This window comes from Streptomyces sp. NPDC059906, from assembly GCF_042730645.1.
Taxonomy (GTDB): Bacteria; Actinomycetota; Actinomycetes; order Streptomycetales; family Streptomycetaceae; genus Streptomyces; species Streptomyces rubrogriseus.
The window spans coordinates 216,384-229,584 of the sequence record NZ_JBHWKU010000002.1 but is presented as its reverse complement, the minus strand read 5'-3'; the positions used below and the strand labels follow the sequence as shown (position 1 = coordinate 229,584).

Sequence of the window (13,201 nt, the reverse complement as noted above, 5' to 3'; positions counted from 1 at the left end):
GGCGGGAAGGGCGCGAACAATCCCCGGCTTCACATGGTCTGATAACCCAGGAGTTATCGCTGAGGACCGGGGGCACGTGGTGGAACTGCGGGACATCGAGATCTTCTTGACGCTGGCCGAGGAGCTGCACTTCGGCCGGACCGCGGACCGGCTGCACGTGTCGCAGGCGCGGGTGAGCCAGTCGATCGCCAAGCAGGAGCGCAGGATCGGGGCGCCCCTCTTCGCCCGGAGCAGCCGCAAGGTCGAGCTGACCGCCATCGGCGCACAACTGCGGCGCGATCTCGGCGCGGGCTACCGGCAGATACTCGACGGCACCCGCGCGGCCACCGCCGCCGCCCGTGGCTCGACGGGCACGCTGACTCTCGGCCTGCACGGTTCCCAGGCGCACGACCACATACAGCTGCTCGACCTGTTCCGCGGCCGGCACCCGGAGGTCGACCTCCGCATTCAGGAGGTCATCTTCACGGACCCCTTCGGCCCGCTCCGGAACGGCTCGGTGGACGTGGCGACCGCCTGGCTGCCCGTCCGTGAACCGGATCTCACCGTCGGCCCCGTCGTCGTGACCGAACCCGTGCTTCTCATGGTCGCCACCGACCACCCCCTCACCCGCCGTGACGCCGTGAGCATGGAGGACCTGGCCGACTGGCCTCTGCCGCACTCCGCCACCGCCATCCCCGAGTACTGGCAGCAGACGCTGGTCCCCACCCACACTCCCGGCGGCCGGCCCACCCGGCGCGGCCCGAAGGTCTCCTCGTTCCAGGAACTCGCCGCGGTGGTCGCGGCGGGCGGGGCGATCAGCCTCGTCCACGGCGATGCCGCACGCTACTACCAGTGGCGCGGCCTGCGTTATCTGCGCCCGTACGACGCTCCGACGGCGAGCTGGGCGCTGATCTGGCCGACGGCCGGGGAGACGGAACTGGTCCGTGCCCTCGCGAGGGCGGCCCGGGACACGGGACCGCTCACTGGCTGACGTGGCGGGCGGAGCCGGTTCCGGTCAGGTAGGCGGAGACGACGACGTTGGCCGTGTAGCTGTCGGTGGTGTGGTCGAAGGTGCCGCCGCAGGTGATGAGGCGGAGCTCGGAGCGGCCCGTGTCGCGGGGTCCGTAGGCCTGCTGGGCGTCGAAGCCGTCGCGGGTGAGGACCTGGACGTCGTCGACGGTGAACTCGGCGACCTCGTCGTCGTCGCGGGCCACTCGGATCGTCTGGCCGGGTTCGAGGGTGCTGAGCCGGTAGAACACGGCGGGCCGGGTCTCGGTGTCGACGTGGCCGACCATCAGGGCGGTCCCGGCGGCTCCGGGGGTGACCCCGGCCGCGTACCAGCCGACGGTGCCGGGCTGGTCGAAGGGCGGTGGTTCGATGGCGCCCTTGGCGTCGAGGCCGCGGGCCACGACGGGGGCGTCGATGTCGAGTCCGGGGACGTCGAGCCGCTGCGGCCGGGCGTCGTCGAGGGGCGCGTGGGCCGGCGGCAGGGGGACGTCGGGGGGCCGGCCGGCCGCCGCCATGTCCCCGGTGGCCGGCCGCGATATGCCCTCGCGCACGTCGGTGGCCTCGCGGCCCCAGAGCCACAGCCCGAGGAGCAGCACCACCCAGGCGGTGCCGGTGACCAGGCGCCCGCCGGGGGCAGCGGTCTTCGGTGCGGTGTCCTGTTCGGACATGGTCAGTCCGTCCCGCGGCTCCGGCTGCGGACGCTGCGCAGTGCCACGGCGACGGCGGCGATGCCCGCGAGCACCAGGCCGGTCACGGTGTGCGCCGTGCCGGGGGGATCGACGTGCGCCCCGTCCCCGGTCCCGGACGCGGCCAGCTCCGCGGTGCCGCCGCCGCCCGCGTCGACGGGGGCGACGGGCGAGGCGTGGGTGGACGGGCGCCGCTCGTCGTGGACGGTGATGGTGCCCTTGCGCGCCTGCTCGCCGCACTTGACCTGCACGGCGTACGCACCGGCCCGCACGCTGGTGCGGACCTGGCTGGAGCCGACGAGGACGCCGTCCCCCGCGGCCAGGCTGAGCCGTACGTCCGACTCGAAGGCCGCGGACACGGCGACCGCCGTCTTCTCGGTGCAGTCGGGCACGCGGAGCGTGACGTCGGTGCCGGGGGCGGGTGAGGACGGCGACACGGAGACGCCGCCGCCGTCCGCCGCGTAGGCGTAGGCCGCCGGTGCGCACAACGCGGTGGCCAGCGCGGCACCCGCACAGAGTGTGACTTTCAGTGAGCCCATCGTGTACCTCCAGTTACCTGGAGGCTCCCCCGCGAGCCCCGGCACCGCATCCTGCGCGGGGCCGAGGTTGCTCCGATCGGGTCATGCGGAGGAAGTCCGCGTTTCAGACCCGTTCCACGAGGTCCGCGATGGAGTCGACCACCTGGGACGGGCGGTACGGGAAGTGCTCGACCTGCTCGGGCCTGGTCAGACCGGTCAGCACGAGGAAGGTCTGCATCCCGGCCTCCATGCCGGCCAGCACGTCGGTGTCCATGCGGTCGCCGATCATCGCGCTGGTCTCGGAGTGGGCGCCGATCGCGTTGAGCCCGGTGCGCATCATCAGCGGGTTGGGCTTGCCCGCGAAGTACGGCTGCCTGCCGGTCGCCTTGGTGATCAGGGCGGCCACCGCGCCGGTCGCCGGGAGCGGCCCCTCGGCGGAGGGGCCGGTCTCGTCGGGGTTGGTGCAGATGAAGCGGGCGCCGGCGTTGATCAGCCGTACCGCCTTCGTCATGGCCTCGAAGGAGTAGGTGCGGGTCTCGCCGAGGACCACGTAGTCGGGGTCGTGGTCGGTGAGGATGTACCCGATGTCGTGCAGGGCCGTGGTCAGGCCCGCCTCGCCGATGACGTACGCCGAGCCGCCGGGCCGCTGGTCCTCCAGGAACTGGGCGGTGGCCAGCGCCGAGGTCCAGATGGACTCGACCGGCACTTCCAGCCCCATGCGGCGCAGCCGGGCGTGCAGGTCGCGCGGGGTGTAGATCGAGTTGTTGGTCAGGACCAGGAAGGGCTTGCCGGATTCGCGGAGCCTCTTCACGAAGGCGTCGGCGCCGGGGATCGGCACGCCTTCGTGGATGAGGACCCCGTCCATGTCGGTGAGCCACGACTCGATGGGCTTGCGGTCTGCCATGTGCGGGTCTCCTGCCTGCGCGGTCCTGCGTGCGCCCCAGCCTATGCAGTGCGGGATCTTGAGGGAACGGCCGTCTCAGCTTCCGGTGGCGGATCCGGAAGACGGCGAGCAGCACCAGCATGGTGTTCACGCCGGGGAGGAATCGCCTCCGAGTATGGCGACGTGGAGCGTCTCCGAGGCCTGGACACGGGCGTGGAGCGCCCGCTGGCGGCATGACCCAAAGCAGAGCGAACACGTGTGCCTGTGGTCACTGGTCAGGGTGGCGGTTGTGGGATCTGCGGGTGCGTGTGCGGCTGTCGTACGTACGGTCCTCCGCAGAGGTTCGGGACGGCACGGTTCCTGGCCACAGGTCGTGGAGGGGGGCGAGATGGCGCAGGCGGGGCCGATGAAAGGGCCGGGTATGCCCGGTACACGTACCGGTTGCGGATGTCGTCCACGGCTCGCGCCCTGCTGGCGGCGGAGTGGGGCCGGTGCCGCTGGGTGTGGAACGAGTGCGTCGCCAAGTCCAGGGCAGTGCATCTGCACAACAGGGCGAGTGGCGGGAAGGCCACGTGCGGCCCGGCCCGACTGGACGGGATGCTGACCGAAGCCCGTTCCCGTACCCCGTGGCTGCGGGAGGGCTCGTCGGTTCCCCAGCAGCAGGTCATCCGTGACTTCGGCCGGTCCCGCGCCAAGGCACACAAGGACATGGCCGAGCGTCTGCCCGTGGCGCGCCGGGCCGGGATGCCGACGTGGAAGACCAGGCGTGAGGCGTTGGCGACCCTGAACTACACCCGGCGCGGGTTCCGGCTGAAGGACGGCCTACTGCACCTGGCAGGCGGCATCGTGATGAACGTGGTGTGGTCGCAGGAGCTGCCCGACGAGCCGTCCTCCGTACGCGTGTACCAGGACAGCCTCGGACACTGGTACTGCTCCTTCGTCGTCCCCGCTCAGGTCCAGCCCCTGCCGAAGACCGGCCGCGTCCTCGGCGTCGACTGGGGCGTCAAGGAGACCGCGACCACGACGTCCGACGCCCACGACCTGCCGCACCCCTCGCACGGCGGGAAGGCGAAGGAAAAGCTCACCCGGTACGACCGGATGATGGCCCGCCGCAGGCCGAAGAAGGGGACGGCCGGATCGAGAGGCTACCGGACGGCGCAAAAGTTGCGGGCGAAGGCGCACAAGAAGGTCGCCCGGCAGCGTGCGGACACCGGCCGCAAGTGGGCCAAGAAGGTCGTCCGCGACCATGACGCCGTCGCGGTCGAGGACTTCCGCCCGAAGTTCCTGGCCCGGTCGACGATGGCCCGCAAGGCCGCGGACGCCGCCATCGGCGCCACCAAGGCCGCTCTGATCGAGATGGGACGCAAACACGGGCGGGACATCCGCCTGGTCCACCCCGCGTACACCACGATGGACTGCGCGCAGTGCGGAGCGAGAGCCAAGCACGCCCTGCCGCTGGGTGAACGCACCCACACCTGCACCGCCTGCGGAACCGCCTCCCCCAGGGACAAGAACTCCGCACACGTCATGCTCGTCCGGGCTGGTCTCAACCCGGCTGGCGCTGATGGTGGAAGACCTTCTGGAGCGCTGCTCCGGGAGGCAGCCTGAGCCAGGAATCCCCTCCCCCAGGGAGGGGAGGATTCAATGCGTGCCAGGCGTGCACAGTGCTGTCCAACTGGCGAGGAGTTTGAGGCGGTCCTCCCAGGGGGTGCCCGGCTCGGCCGTGTAGATGATCAGGTCGTGGACGGTCCGTTGGGGCAGGGGCAGGTTCAGCTGGCGGAAGGTCATCTCCAGGCGGCCCACTTCGGGATGGTCCAGCCGCTTGGCGCCTTCGTGGCGGATGCGGACGTCGTGACTGGCCCACATGGTGCGGAAGTCCGGGCTGAGCGTGGCCAGTTCGCCGACGAGCTCGCGCAGCGCCCGGTCGTGGGGTTCACGTCCGGCCTCGGCGCGGAGCACGGCGACGGTGGCCCTCGCGCCTTCCTCCCAGTCGACGAAGAAGTCGCGGGAGCCGGGGTCGAGGAAGAAGTAGCGGGGGAAATTGGCGCAGCCCCGGTCGCGGGTGGTGTCGCTGTCGAACATCGGCGCGTACAGGGCCCTGCACAGCGCGTTGCTCGCGACGATGTCCAGACGGCCGCTGCGCACGAAGGCGGGGGCCATGGTCATGGAGTCCACCATCCACTGGACGGAGGACGGGATCGCGGCGTCCTTGCGGCGGGCCGACGGCGACCTGCGGCGGGCGGGGCGGGCCGCTCTGGCCAGGTCGAGCAGGTAGGTGCGCTCGTCCTCGTCGAGGAGCAGGGCCCGCGCGACCGCTTCCAGCACCTCCTCGGAGACGCCGCCGATGTGGCCCTTCTCCAGCCGCGTGTACCACTCGGTGCTCACGCCGGCGCGGGCCGCGACCTCCTCGCGGCGCAGCCCCGGAACCCGGCGTCGCCGGCCGGTGGGCAGTCCGACCCGCTCCGGGGCGAGTTTGGCGCGCCGGCTGACGAGGAAGTCGCGGATGTCCGAGCGGTCGGGCTGTCCGGGCGGAGATTCCATCCACCCACGCTACCCATGGTCCGGCCGACGCAGAGGGACGGAGGGAGGTTGCGTCCGTACCCCCCATAAACGCGACCTTGCCCGCTTCCGACGGCACCGGTTTCGTGGGGTCATCCCCCTCCACTCTCAGGGAGCACGACCATGACCACGACCATGACCAGCAAAACCGTACTGATCACCGGCGCCACCAGCGGTATCGGCGCCTACACCGCGCGGCTGCTCCTCGACCGCGGCCACCGCGTGGCCGTGACCGGCCGCGACGAGGGCCGGCTGAAGGCCTTCCTCGACGAGGCCGGTCACCCCGACCGGCTGCTCGGCCTGGTCGCGGACGCGGCGGACTGGCAGGCCACCGAGTCGGCCGTGACCCGTACCGTCGCGCACTTCGGTGCCCTCGACGCGGCGGTGGCCAACGCCGGGTTCATGTCCGGCGGCTCCATCGGGGACGGCGACCCGACGCTGTGGTCGCCCATGGTCCTCACCAACGTCCTCGGCCCCGCGCTGCTGGCCCACGCCACCCTGCCCCACCTCGAGGCCACCGGCGGACGGCTGGTGCTCATCGGCAGCGTCGCCGGGCTGAAGAACTCCCCCGCCAACCTCTACTCGGCCACCAAGTGGGCCACCACCGGACTCGCCGAGAACCTGCGCCTGCACGCCACGACCCGCGGCATCGGTGTCACGCTCGTCAACCCCGGCATGATCGACACCCCGTTCTGGCAGGGCGTCGACGTTCCCTCCTTCGCCCTGCCTCCCCAGCCCGTGGCCGAGGCCGTCTGCTTCGCCCTCGACCAGCCGGCGGGCGTCGACCTCAACACCCTGACCGTCCGGCCCCTGGGCCAGCCCGCCTGACAAGAGTGCTCCTCAGCCGCGCAGGTGGGTGGTGAAGGAGAAGCGGTCGCCCCGGTAGAGCGTGCGCACCCGCTCCAGCGGGCGGCCCTCCGTGTCCCGGGAGACGCGGTGGATGAGCAGCATCGGGAGGGCCGGCGGGGTGCCGATGAGCAGGGCCTCGCGCGGGGTGGCGAGCACGGTCTCGATGCGTTCGTCGGCGTCCCCGAAGGCGATGCCCTGCGCGTCGAGGTGGGCGTAGAAGGACGAGTCGGGGTCGAAGTCGGTGTCGAGGTCGGGGATGCGGGCCACGGCGACGTACGTGCTCTCCAGCCCGACCCGTTCGTCGTCGGCGAGCAGCACGCGCTCCAGGTGCCAGACGGGCTCCCCGCGCGTGAGGCCGGTCTCGGCGGCGAGCGCGTCGGGGCAGGGGAAGCGGTCGAGGGTGACGAGCGCACGGCCGGGGGTACGCCCCTGGCGCCGGACGCCCTCGGTGTAGCTGGCCAGGGACAACGGCTGCGCCAGCTTGGGTCCGGCCACGACGGTGCCGCGTCCCCGGCGGCGCAGCTTGCCCTCGAGGAGGAGTTCCCGCAGGGCCTGCCGCACGGTCTCGCGGGCGACCCCGTAGCGCTCGGACAGGTCCCGCTCGGTGGGGATGGCGCTGCCCTCCCCCAGCTCACCGACGAGACGGTCGATCCGCGCCTTGACGGCGTAGTACTTCGGCACGCGCCCGTGCTCGGGGATCCCGGAGCGGACGGGGGCCCCCGGGGCCTGGTCGTTCGGATAGTCCACGCAGGGATGTTCGCAGACCCGGGTGACGCCGCCCCCCGGGGACCGGCGCGGCCGCGACGAGGCCGGGCCGACGTCGAAACCGGCAGTCGACCCGCGACGACGACGGCAGCCACATCGACGGCAGCGACCACATCAGCGCCGACGGCCGTGACCGCTCGACTCAAGGCTCCGGCCCGGGGCGACGGCTCGCCCGCCGACCGGCAGAGGCGTCCACAACGGCGCGACCCCAGGGGGCCGGAGCCACGACCACCCGGGGCGACGGCGAGGATACCGGGCGGACGGTCCGCCCGGTGGCGGCGCGGCATGCCGGGACGAGCGCCCCGGGGGCTCAGCGACGGGCATTCGGCGCGAGGGGGCGGGCACGCCGACGGTCCACCCGGTGGCGGCGCGACATGCCGGAGCGAGCGCCCGGGGGCTCAGCGACGGGCATTCGGCGCGAGGGGGCGGGCACGCCGACGGTCCACCCGGTGGCGGCGCGACATGCCGGGACGAGCGCCCGGCGACTCAGCAACGGGCCTTCGACGCGAAGGGACGGGCACGCCGACGGTCCACCCAGTGGCAGCGCGACATGCCGGAGCGAGCGCCCGGGGGCTCAGCGACGGGCATTCGGCGCGAAGGGGCGGGCACGCCGACGGTCCGTCCAGTGGCGGTGCGGCATGCCGGGACGGGCGCCGGGGGCTCAGCGGCGGGGATCCAGTGCGGCGCGGGCGCGGTGGTCAGCCGTCGTTGCCGTGGCCGAAGAGGGGGGCGAGCAGCAGTTGGGCCGCGCCCTCCGCGACGCCGCGCGGTCCGCCCGGCGCGAGCCGCACCGGTACGGCGCCGTCGTGACCGCCCTCGCGCCGGGCGCGGGCGTCGAGGACCGCGCCGACGCCGTGCACGAAGGCCTCGGGCGCCGCGGCGACGGTACGGCCGCCCAGCAGCACCTGGTCGATGTCCAGCAGCCCGGCGAGGTTCGCGGCACCCGTGCCGAGCACCCTCGCCGCCTCCGCGAGGTCCCCGCGGGCGACGGCGGCGAGGCACAGGGCCTCTATGCAGCCCCGGGCGCCGCAGGTGCAGGGCGGCCCGTCGAGCTGGACGACCTGGTGCCCGAACTCCCCGGCGCCGGTCCGGGCGCCCCGGTGCACGCCGCCGCCGAAGACGAGCCCGGCGCCGAGTCCCGTACCGAGGTGCAGATACGCGAAGGAACCGGCCCCGGCGCCCCCGCCGACCGCGAGGCCGAGCGCCGCCGCGTTGGTGTCCTTGTCGACGACGACCGGCACGCCCAGCCGCCGCTCCAGCGCGTCCCGCAGCGGGTAGCCGTCCCACTCCGGGAAGCCGGTGACGCGGTGCAGCACACCTCGGACATGGTCGAGCGGCCCCGGAAGGGCGGCCCCGAGCCCGAGGAGGGTGGGAGCGGCGGCCAGAGCACCGCCCGCCGGCCGAGCGCCCGCGCCCCGCGGGTCGGCGGGCGCCAGCCCCTCCGCCGCGAGTTCCTCCGCCGCCCGCGCCACCCCCTCCAGCACGGTCTCCGCGCCCGCGCCCAGGTCCAGCGGGGCGCGCCGCTCCGCCACCACGGCGCCGTCGAGGTCGACCAGCACCGCCCGCAGCTCGTCGCGGTCCAGGTGGACGCCGAGGGCGTGGCCCGCGCCGGGCACCAGGCGCAGCACCGTGCGCGGCTTGCCGCCGGTGGACGCGCGGCGACCGGCCTCGGCGGCCAGGCCCTCGCCCCGGAGCCGGGCGGTGATCTTGCTGACCGCCTGCGGGGTGAGCCCCGTGCGCTCGGCCAGCTCCAGCCGGCTGATCCCCTCACCACCGGCGCCGCGCAGCAGGTCGAGCACCAGGGCGGTGTTGTGGCTGCGCAGGGCGAGCAGATTGGCGCCGCCCGCCGTGCCCCGCATGCCGCCGCCCGCCGAGCCCCGCGTGTCGCCGCCGATCGTCCTGTTCACACCCCCATTGTCTCCGGCGCTTGCACTTTGGCAACACCGTTGCGAAAGTGGGACGCATGACTGCTACCCCTCCCGGCACTCCCCCGCTGCGCGTCGGCCTCGTCGGCTACGGCCTCGCGGGCTCCGTCTTCCACGCCCCGCTGATCGCCGCCACCGAGGGCCTGACCCTGGACACGGTCGTCACCTCGAACCCGGAGCGGCAGCAGCAGGCCCGCGCCGAGTTCCCGGACGTACGTACCGTCACGGGCCCGGACGAGCTGTTCGACCGTGCCGCCGAGCTGGACCTGGTCGTCGTCGCGTCCCCGAACAAGACGCACGTACCGCTCGCGACCCGGGCCCTGGAGGCCGGACTGCCGGTCGTGGTGGACAAGCCGGTGGCGGGCACGGCGGCCGAGGCACGTGCGCTGGCCGCCCTGGCCGAGGAGCGCGGCCTGCTGCTCTCCGTCTTCCAGAACCGCCGCTGGGACAACGACTTCCTCACCCTGCGCGAGCTGCTCGCCGAGGACGCGCTGGGCGAGGTGTGGCGCTTCGAGTCCCGCTTCGAGCGCTGGCGGCCGAAGCCGAAGGGCGGCTGGCGCGAGTCCGGCGACCCGGCGGAGATCGGCGGTCTCCTGTACGACCTCGGCAGCCACGTCGTCGACCAGGCCCTCGTCCTCTTCGGCCCGGTCACGCGGGTGTACGCCGAGTCCGTGGTCCGGCGGGCGGGCGCGGAGGCGGACGACGACACGTTCCTCGCGCTCACACACGCGAACGGCGTCCGCTCCCACCTCTACGTCTCCTCCACCGCCGCCCAGCTCGGCCCCCGTTTCCGGGTGCTCGGCTCGAAGGCGGGCTACGTCAAGCACGGCCTCGACCCGCAGGAGGCGGCGCTGCGCGAGGGCAAGCGGCCGGGCCCCGGCTGGGGCGAGGAGGACGAGTCGCTGTGGGGCCGCGTCGGCGCCGGGGACTCCCCGCTGACCGGCGGCGGGCAGGTGGCGGCGACCGTCGCGGGCGACTACCCCGCGTACTACGCGGCGGTGGCGAGGGCCCTGCGCGAGGGCGGCCCGAACCCGGTGGACGCGCTGGCGGCGGCCGCCGCCCTGGACGTGCTGGAGGCGGCCCGCCGCTCCGCCCGCGACGGGGTGGTGGTGTCCCTGTGAGCACGGCACCGACGACACCCACCGTGGCCGAGCTGGAGGAGCAGGAACGCCGCCTGGTCTTCCGCCGGTTCACGAACGACGACGCGTGGGCGCTGGGCTCCCTGCTGGTCGAGCTGGCCCGGGAGCGCGAGGCCCCGGTCGCCATCGACATCCACCGTGCCGGACAGCAGCTCTTCCACGCCGCCCTGCCGGGTTCCACCCCGGACAACGACGCCTGGATCGCCCGCAAGCGCCGCGTCGTGGAGCGGTACGGCTCGGCCTCGTACCTGGTCGGCTCGCGCTTCCGGGCCAAGGGCACGACCTTCGAGGAGTCCTCGCGGCTCGACCCCGACGCGTACGCGGCGCACGGCGGCTCCTTCCCCCTCACCGTCGCCGGCGTCGGCGTCGTGGGCGCGGTGACGGTCTCCGGGCTGCCGCAGGTGGAGGACCACCGGCTGGTCGTCGAGGCGCTGGAGCGGTTCCTCGGCGAGTAGCCCGGCCGGCCCCGGGCGGCGTGGTCGGGGAATCAGCGGTGGGTACCCGTGGTTGGCAGGCAGACACGCAGGTTGATCACGGTGCCCACCGGAGGGATCGCAAGCGATGAACGAGGCGACGGCTTCCCTGAAGGAATCGGTCGGACGGTACGGCGTCTGGAGCGCCCAGCTGCGCGCGGAGGAGCCGGCGGGCGCGGCGGAACGCGCCGAGGCCGCCGCCGAGCTGGAGCGGCTCGGCTACGGCGCCCTGTGGCTCGGCGGCAACAGCGCAGCCCGGCACGCCGCCCCGCTGATCGGGGCGTCGGAGCGGATCGTGGTCGGCACCAGCATCCAGAGCATCTGGGAGCACAAGGCGTCCGAGGCGGCGGCGGGCTTCGCCGAGCTGGAGGTCTCCCACCCGGGCCGCTTCGTGCTCGGCCTCGGGGTCAGCCACGGCCCGCGCGTGGAGGGGTACCGCCGCCCGTACTCGACGATGGTCGGCTACCTGGACGAGCTGGACCGGGCCGGGATGCGCTCCGGGCACCGGGTGCTGGCGGCGCTCGGCCCGAAGATGCTGGACCTGTCCCGGGACCGGGCGGCGGGCGCGATCCCGTACCTGGTCACCCCGGAGCACACCGCGCAGGCCCGCGAGCGGCTCGGCGAGGGCCCGCTGCTGGCCCCGGAGTTCAAGGTCGTCCTCGACTCCGACCCGTCCCGCGCCCGTGCGACGGCCCGCGCCTACCTCGCCATGTACCTGAGGCTGCCGAACTACACGAGGAACTTCCTGAACCTCGGCTTCACGGACGACGACGTGACCGGCGGCGGCAGCGACCGCCTCATCGACGCCGTGTTCGCCTGGGGCGACGAGGCCACGATCCGCGCCCGCGTCGACGCCTTCCACGCCGCGGGCGCCGATCACGTGGCCCTCCAGCTGGTGGAGGACGACATGGCCCGCCTCCCGCGGGAGGGCTGGCGCCGGCTCGCCGCGCTCCTGGCGTGACGGCGGGCGCGGGTGAGGTGAACGCGCGCGGGTGAGGTGAACGCCCGAACGCCGGCCGCGGGGTGAGATCCCCGCGACCGGCGTGGTGTGCGTCCGGCTCGCGCCGCCGCTACTTGGTTCCGTACTCGGAGCCGGAGCCGTAGCCGCCGTGGCCGTCGTCGTCACCTTCGCGCTCGTTGTCGATCCGCACGGTGACGCCGTCCTCGGCGTTCGCCCCGGTCACCCTGATCGGGCCGGTCACCGGGTCCGCGGGCAGCTCGTACCCCTCGGGCACGGCGGTCTCCCGCAGGTAGTACGACCCGGGTTCGAGGTCCTCGAAGACACAGCCGCCGACAGCGTCGGTGGTGCAGTCCCCGGTCAGGGTGTCGGCGTTGTCACCGGAGGTCTGGAGACCGGCCAGGCCGTTGGTCTCCTCCCACAGCTCGAACTCCGCCCCGGCCAGCGGCTCGCCGTTCCCCGCGTCGGTCTTCTCGACCTCGATGGACCCCTCGTCGTCGGGTCCGGGCTGCGGGCCGGGCTCGTCCTCGGCGGTGTTCTCCGCCTCGACCTGCACACCGTCTTCGAGGTTCCCCTCGGTCAGCACCAGCGGGCCGAAGACGTTCGGGTCGGGCAGCTCGTAGCCGTCGGGGGCGGCCGTCTCACGCCAGTAGTACGTACCGGCCTCCACCGTCCGCGCGCATCGCCCCAGGATGCCGGTCACGCAGTCGCCGCCGATCCGGGTGTCTGGGTCGGCCCCGTCGGTCTGGAGACCGTCGACGCCGTTGGTCTCCTCCCACAGCTCGAAGACCGCGCCCTGGAGCACGGCCCCCGACTCGGCGTCGATCTTCCTGATCCGCACCTGTCCGGTCTCGGGGCCGGGCTCGTCACCGGCGGTGTTCCCGGCCTCGACCTGCACGCCGCCCGCGGCGTTGTCGTCCGTCAGGACCAGGGGGCCGAAGACGTTGGGGTCGGGCAGCTCGTAGCCGTCGGGAGCGGCCGTCTCACGCCAGTAGTACGTGCCGGTCTCCACCGTCCGGGTGCACTCGCCGTCGGTGTCCGTCGTGCAGACGTCACCCACCTGCGAGTCGGGGTTGGCCCCGTCGGTCTGGAGACCGTCGACGCCGTTGGTCTCCTCCCACAGCTCGAACTCGGCCCCGGCCAGCCCGTCCCCGGTCTCCGCGTCCGTCTTGAGGACCTGCACCTGCCCCGTCACCGGACCGGGCTCGTCCTCGGGGGTGTTCTCCGCCTCGACCTGGACGCCTTCAGCGGCGTTGTCCTCCGTCAGCTCCAGCGGGCCGAAGACGTTGGGGTCGGGCAGCTCGTAGCCGTCGGGAGCGGCGACCTCACGCCAGTAGTACGTGCCCGTCTCCACCGTCTGCGCGCACTCGCCGTCGGTGTCCGTCGTGCAGACGTCACCCACCTGCGAGTCGGGGTTGGCCCCGTCGGTCTGGAGACCGTCGACGCCGTTGGTCTCCTC

At 73.5% G+C, this 13,201-nt stretch carries 13 protein-coding genes; 6 read left to right on the top strand and 7 right to left on the bottom strand.

What is annotated here, in order from left to right; translation table 11 throughout:
- The first annotated feature begins 76 nt into the window (after positions 1 to 76).
- The gene (locus ACFV9J_RS03980; RefSeq protein WP_385349434.1) at positions 77 to 970 is read left to right on the top strand and encodes a LysR family transcriptional regulator; all 894 of its coding nucleotides are present in this window, start codon (positions 77 to 79) and stop codon (positions 968 to 970) included.
- On the opposite strand, the gene ACFV9J_RS03975 is transcribed toward ACFV9J_RS03980, so the two are convergent.
- From ACFV9J_RS03975 to ACFV9J_RS03965, 3 genes are all read right to left on the bottom strand, one after another.
- Complete coding sequence (locus ACFV9J_RS03975) at positions 960 to 1,655, bottom strand: class F sortase (protein ID WP_385349432.1); 696 nt, start codon at positions 1,653 to 1,655, stop codon at positions 960 to 962. The genes ACFV9J_RS03980 and ACFV9J_RS03975 overlap by 11 nt on opposite strands.
- A 2-nt stretch (positions 1,656 to 1,657) precedes the next feature.
- Entirely contained in the window at positions 1,658 to 2,212 is a 555-nt protein-coding gene (locus ACFV9J_RS03970; protein WP_385349430.1) for a hypothetical protein, read from the bottom strand.
- A 103-nt stretch (positions 2,213 to 2,315) separates the two neighbouring features.
- Positions 2,316 to 3,095, bottom strand: a complete 780-nt coding sequence (locus ACFV9J_RS03965; RefSeq protein WP_385349427.1) for an HAD-IIA family hydrolase — start codon at positions 3,093 to 3,095, stop codon at positions 2,316 to 2,318.
- A gap of 426 nt (positions 3,096 to 3,521) precedes the next feature.
- Here ACFV9J_RS03965 and ACFV9J_RS03960 point away from each other — a divergent pair, with 426 nt between their 5' ends.
- Positions 3,522 to 4,682 (top strand): RNA-guided endonuclease InsQ/TnpB family protein, encoded by a 1,161-nt coding sequence (locus ACFV9J_RS03960; RefSeq protein WP_385349424.1) that lies wholly within the window; start codon positions 3,522 to 3,524, stop codon positions 4,680 to 4,682.
- Positions 4,683 to 4,715: 33 nt separating this feature from the next.
- Here the strand turns inward: ACFV9J_RS03960 and ACFV9J_RS03955 are convergent, their stop codons facing one another.
- Entirely contained in the window at positions 4,716 to 5,615 is a 900-nt protein-coding gene (locus ACFV9J_RS03955; protein WP_385349421.1) for a helix-turn-helix transcriptional regulator, read from the bottom strand.
- Positions 5,616 to 5,756: 141 nt separating this feature from the next.
- Between ACFV9J_RS03955 and ACFV9J_RS03950 the strand changes: the two genes are divergently transcribed.
- Positions 5,757 to 6,461 carry an SDR family oxidoreductase gene (locus tag ACFV9J_RS03950; RefSeq protein ID WP_385349418.1) on the top strand — a complete coding sequence of 235 codons (705 nt, stop codon included), beginning with the start codon at positions 5,757 to 5,759 and terminating at the stop codon, positions 6,459 to 6,461.
- Positions 6,462 to 6,473: 12 nt separating this feature from the next.
- Here ACFV9J_RS03950 and ACFV9J_RS03945 read toward each other — a convergent pair whose 3' ends face one another.
- Together ACFV9J_RS03945 and ACFV9J_RS03940 are read right to left on the bottom strand one after the other, a co-directional pair.
- A complete protein-coding gene (locus tag ACFV9J_RS03945; RefSeq protein ID WP_385349415.1) occupies positions 6,474 to 7,229 on the bottom strand; it encodes a GntR family transcriptional regulator in 756 nt (251 codons plus the stop codon).
- A 716-nt stretch (positions 7,230 to 7,945) separates the two neighbouring features.
- Positions 7,946 to 9,106: an ROK family protein gene (locus ACFV9J_RS03940; RefSeq protein ID WP_385350094.1), complete on the bottom strand. Its 1,161-nt coding sequence runs from the start codon at positions 9,104 to 9,106 to the stop codon at positions 7,946 to 7,948.
- Between the two features lie 104 nt (positions 9,107 to 9,210).
- Between ACFV9J_RS03940 and ACFV9J_RS03935 the strand changes: the two genes are divergently transcribed.
- The 3 genes from ACFV9J_RS03935 to ACFV9J_RS03925 all read left to right on the top strand — a co-directional run bounded on the left by ACFV9J_RS03935 (position 9,211) and on the right by ACFV9J_RS03925 (position 11,745).
- Positions 9,211 to 10,293 (top strand): Gfo/Idh/MocA family oxidoreductase, encoded by a 1,083-nt coding sequence (locus ACFV9J_RS03935; protein WP_385349412.1) that lies wholly within the window; start codon positions 9,211 to 9,213, stop codon positions 10,291 to 10,293.
- The gene (locus tag ACFV9J_RS03930) at positions 10,290 to 10,766 is read left to right on the top strand and encodes a heme-degrading domain-containing protein (RefSeq protein ID WP_385349409.1); all 477 of its coding nucleotides are present in this window, start codon (positions 10,290 to 10,292) and stop codon (positions 10,764 to 10,766) included. Before ACFV9J_RS03935 ends, ACFV9J_RS03930 begins: the two co-directional genes overlap by 4 nt.
- Positions 10,767 to 10,872: 106 nt before the next feature.
- A complete protein-coding gene (locus ACFV9J_RS03925) occupies positions 10,873 to 11,745 on the top strand; it encodes an LLM class F420-dependent oxidoreductase (RefSeq protein ID WP_385349406.1) in 873 nt (290 codons plus the stop codon).
- 109 nt (positions 11,746 to 11,854) lie between these two features.
- Here ACFV9J_RS03925 and ACFV9J_RS03920 read toward each other — a convergent pair.
- On the bottom strand, positions 11,855 to 13,201 hold a 1,347-nt coding region (locus ACFV9J_RS03920; RefSeq protein WP_385349403.1), incomplete at its 5' end, for a collagen binding domain-containing protein.

Coding starts and splice junctions, on each gene's coding strand:
- ACFV9J_RS03975 (WP_385349432.1), bottom strand. CDS start 1,655: ATGTCCGAACAGGACACCGCACCGAAGACCGCTGCCCCCGGCGGGCGC.
- ACFV9J_RS03970 (WP_385349430.1), bottom strand. CDS start 2,212: ATGGGCTCACTGAAAGTCACACTCTGTGCGGGTGCCGCGCTGGCCACC.
- ACFV9J_RS03965 (WP_385349427.1), bottom strand. CDS start 3,095: ATGGCAGACCGCAAGCCCATCGAGTCGTGGCTCACCGACATGGACGGG.
- ACFV9J_RS03960 (WP_385349424.1), top strand. CDS start 3,522: ATGTCGTCCACGGCTCGCGCCCTGCTGGCGGCGGAGTGGGGCCGGTGC.
- ACFV9J_RS03955 (WP_385349421.1), bottom strand. CDS start 5,615: ATGGAATCTCCGCCCGGACAGCCCGACCGCTCGGACATCCGCGACTTC.
- ACFV9J_RS03950 (WP_385349418.1), top strand. CDS start 5,757: ATGACCACGACCATGACCAGCAAAACCGTACTGATCACCGGCGCCACC.
- ACFV9J_RS03940 (WP_385350094.1), bottom strand. CDS start 9,106: ATGCGGGGCACGGCGGGCGGCGCCAATCTGCTCGCCCTGCGCAGCCAC.
- ACFV9J_RS03935 (WP_385349412.1), top strand. CDS start 9,211: ATGACTGCTACCCCTCCCGGCACTCCCCCGCTGCGCGTCGGCCTCGTC.
- ACFV9J_RS03925 (WP_385349406.1), top strand. CDS start 10,873: ATGAACGAGGCGACGGCTTCCCTGAAGGAATCGGTCGGACGGTACGGC.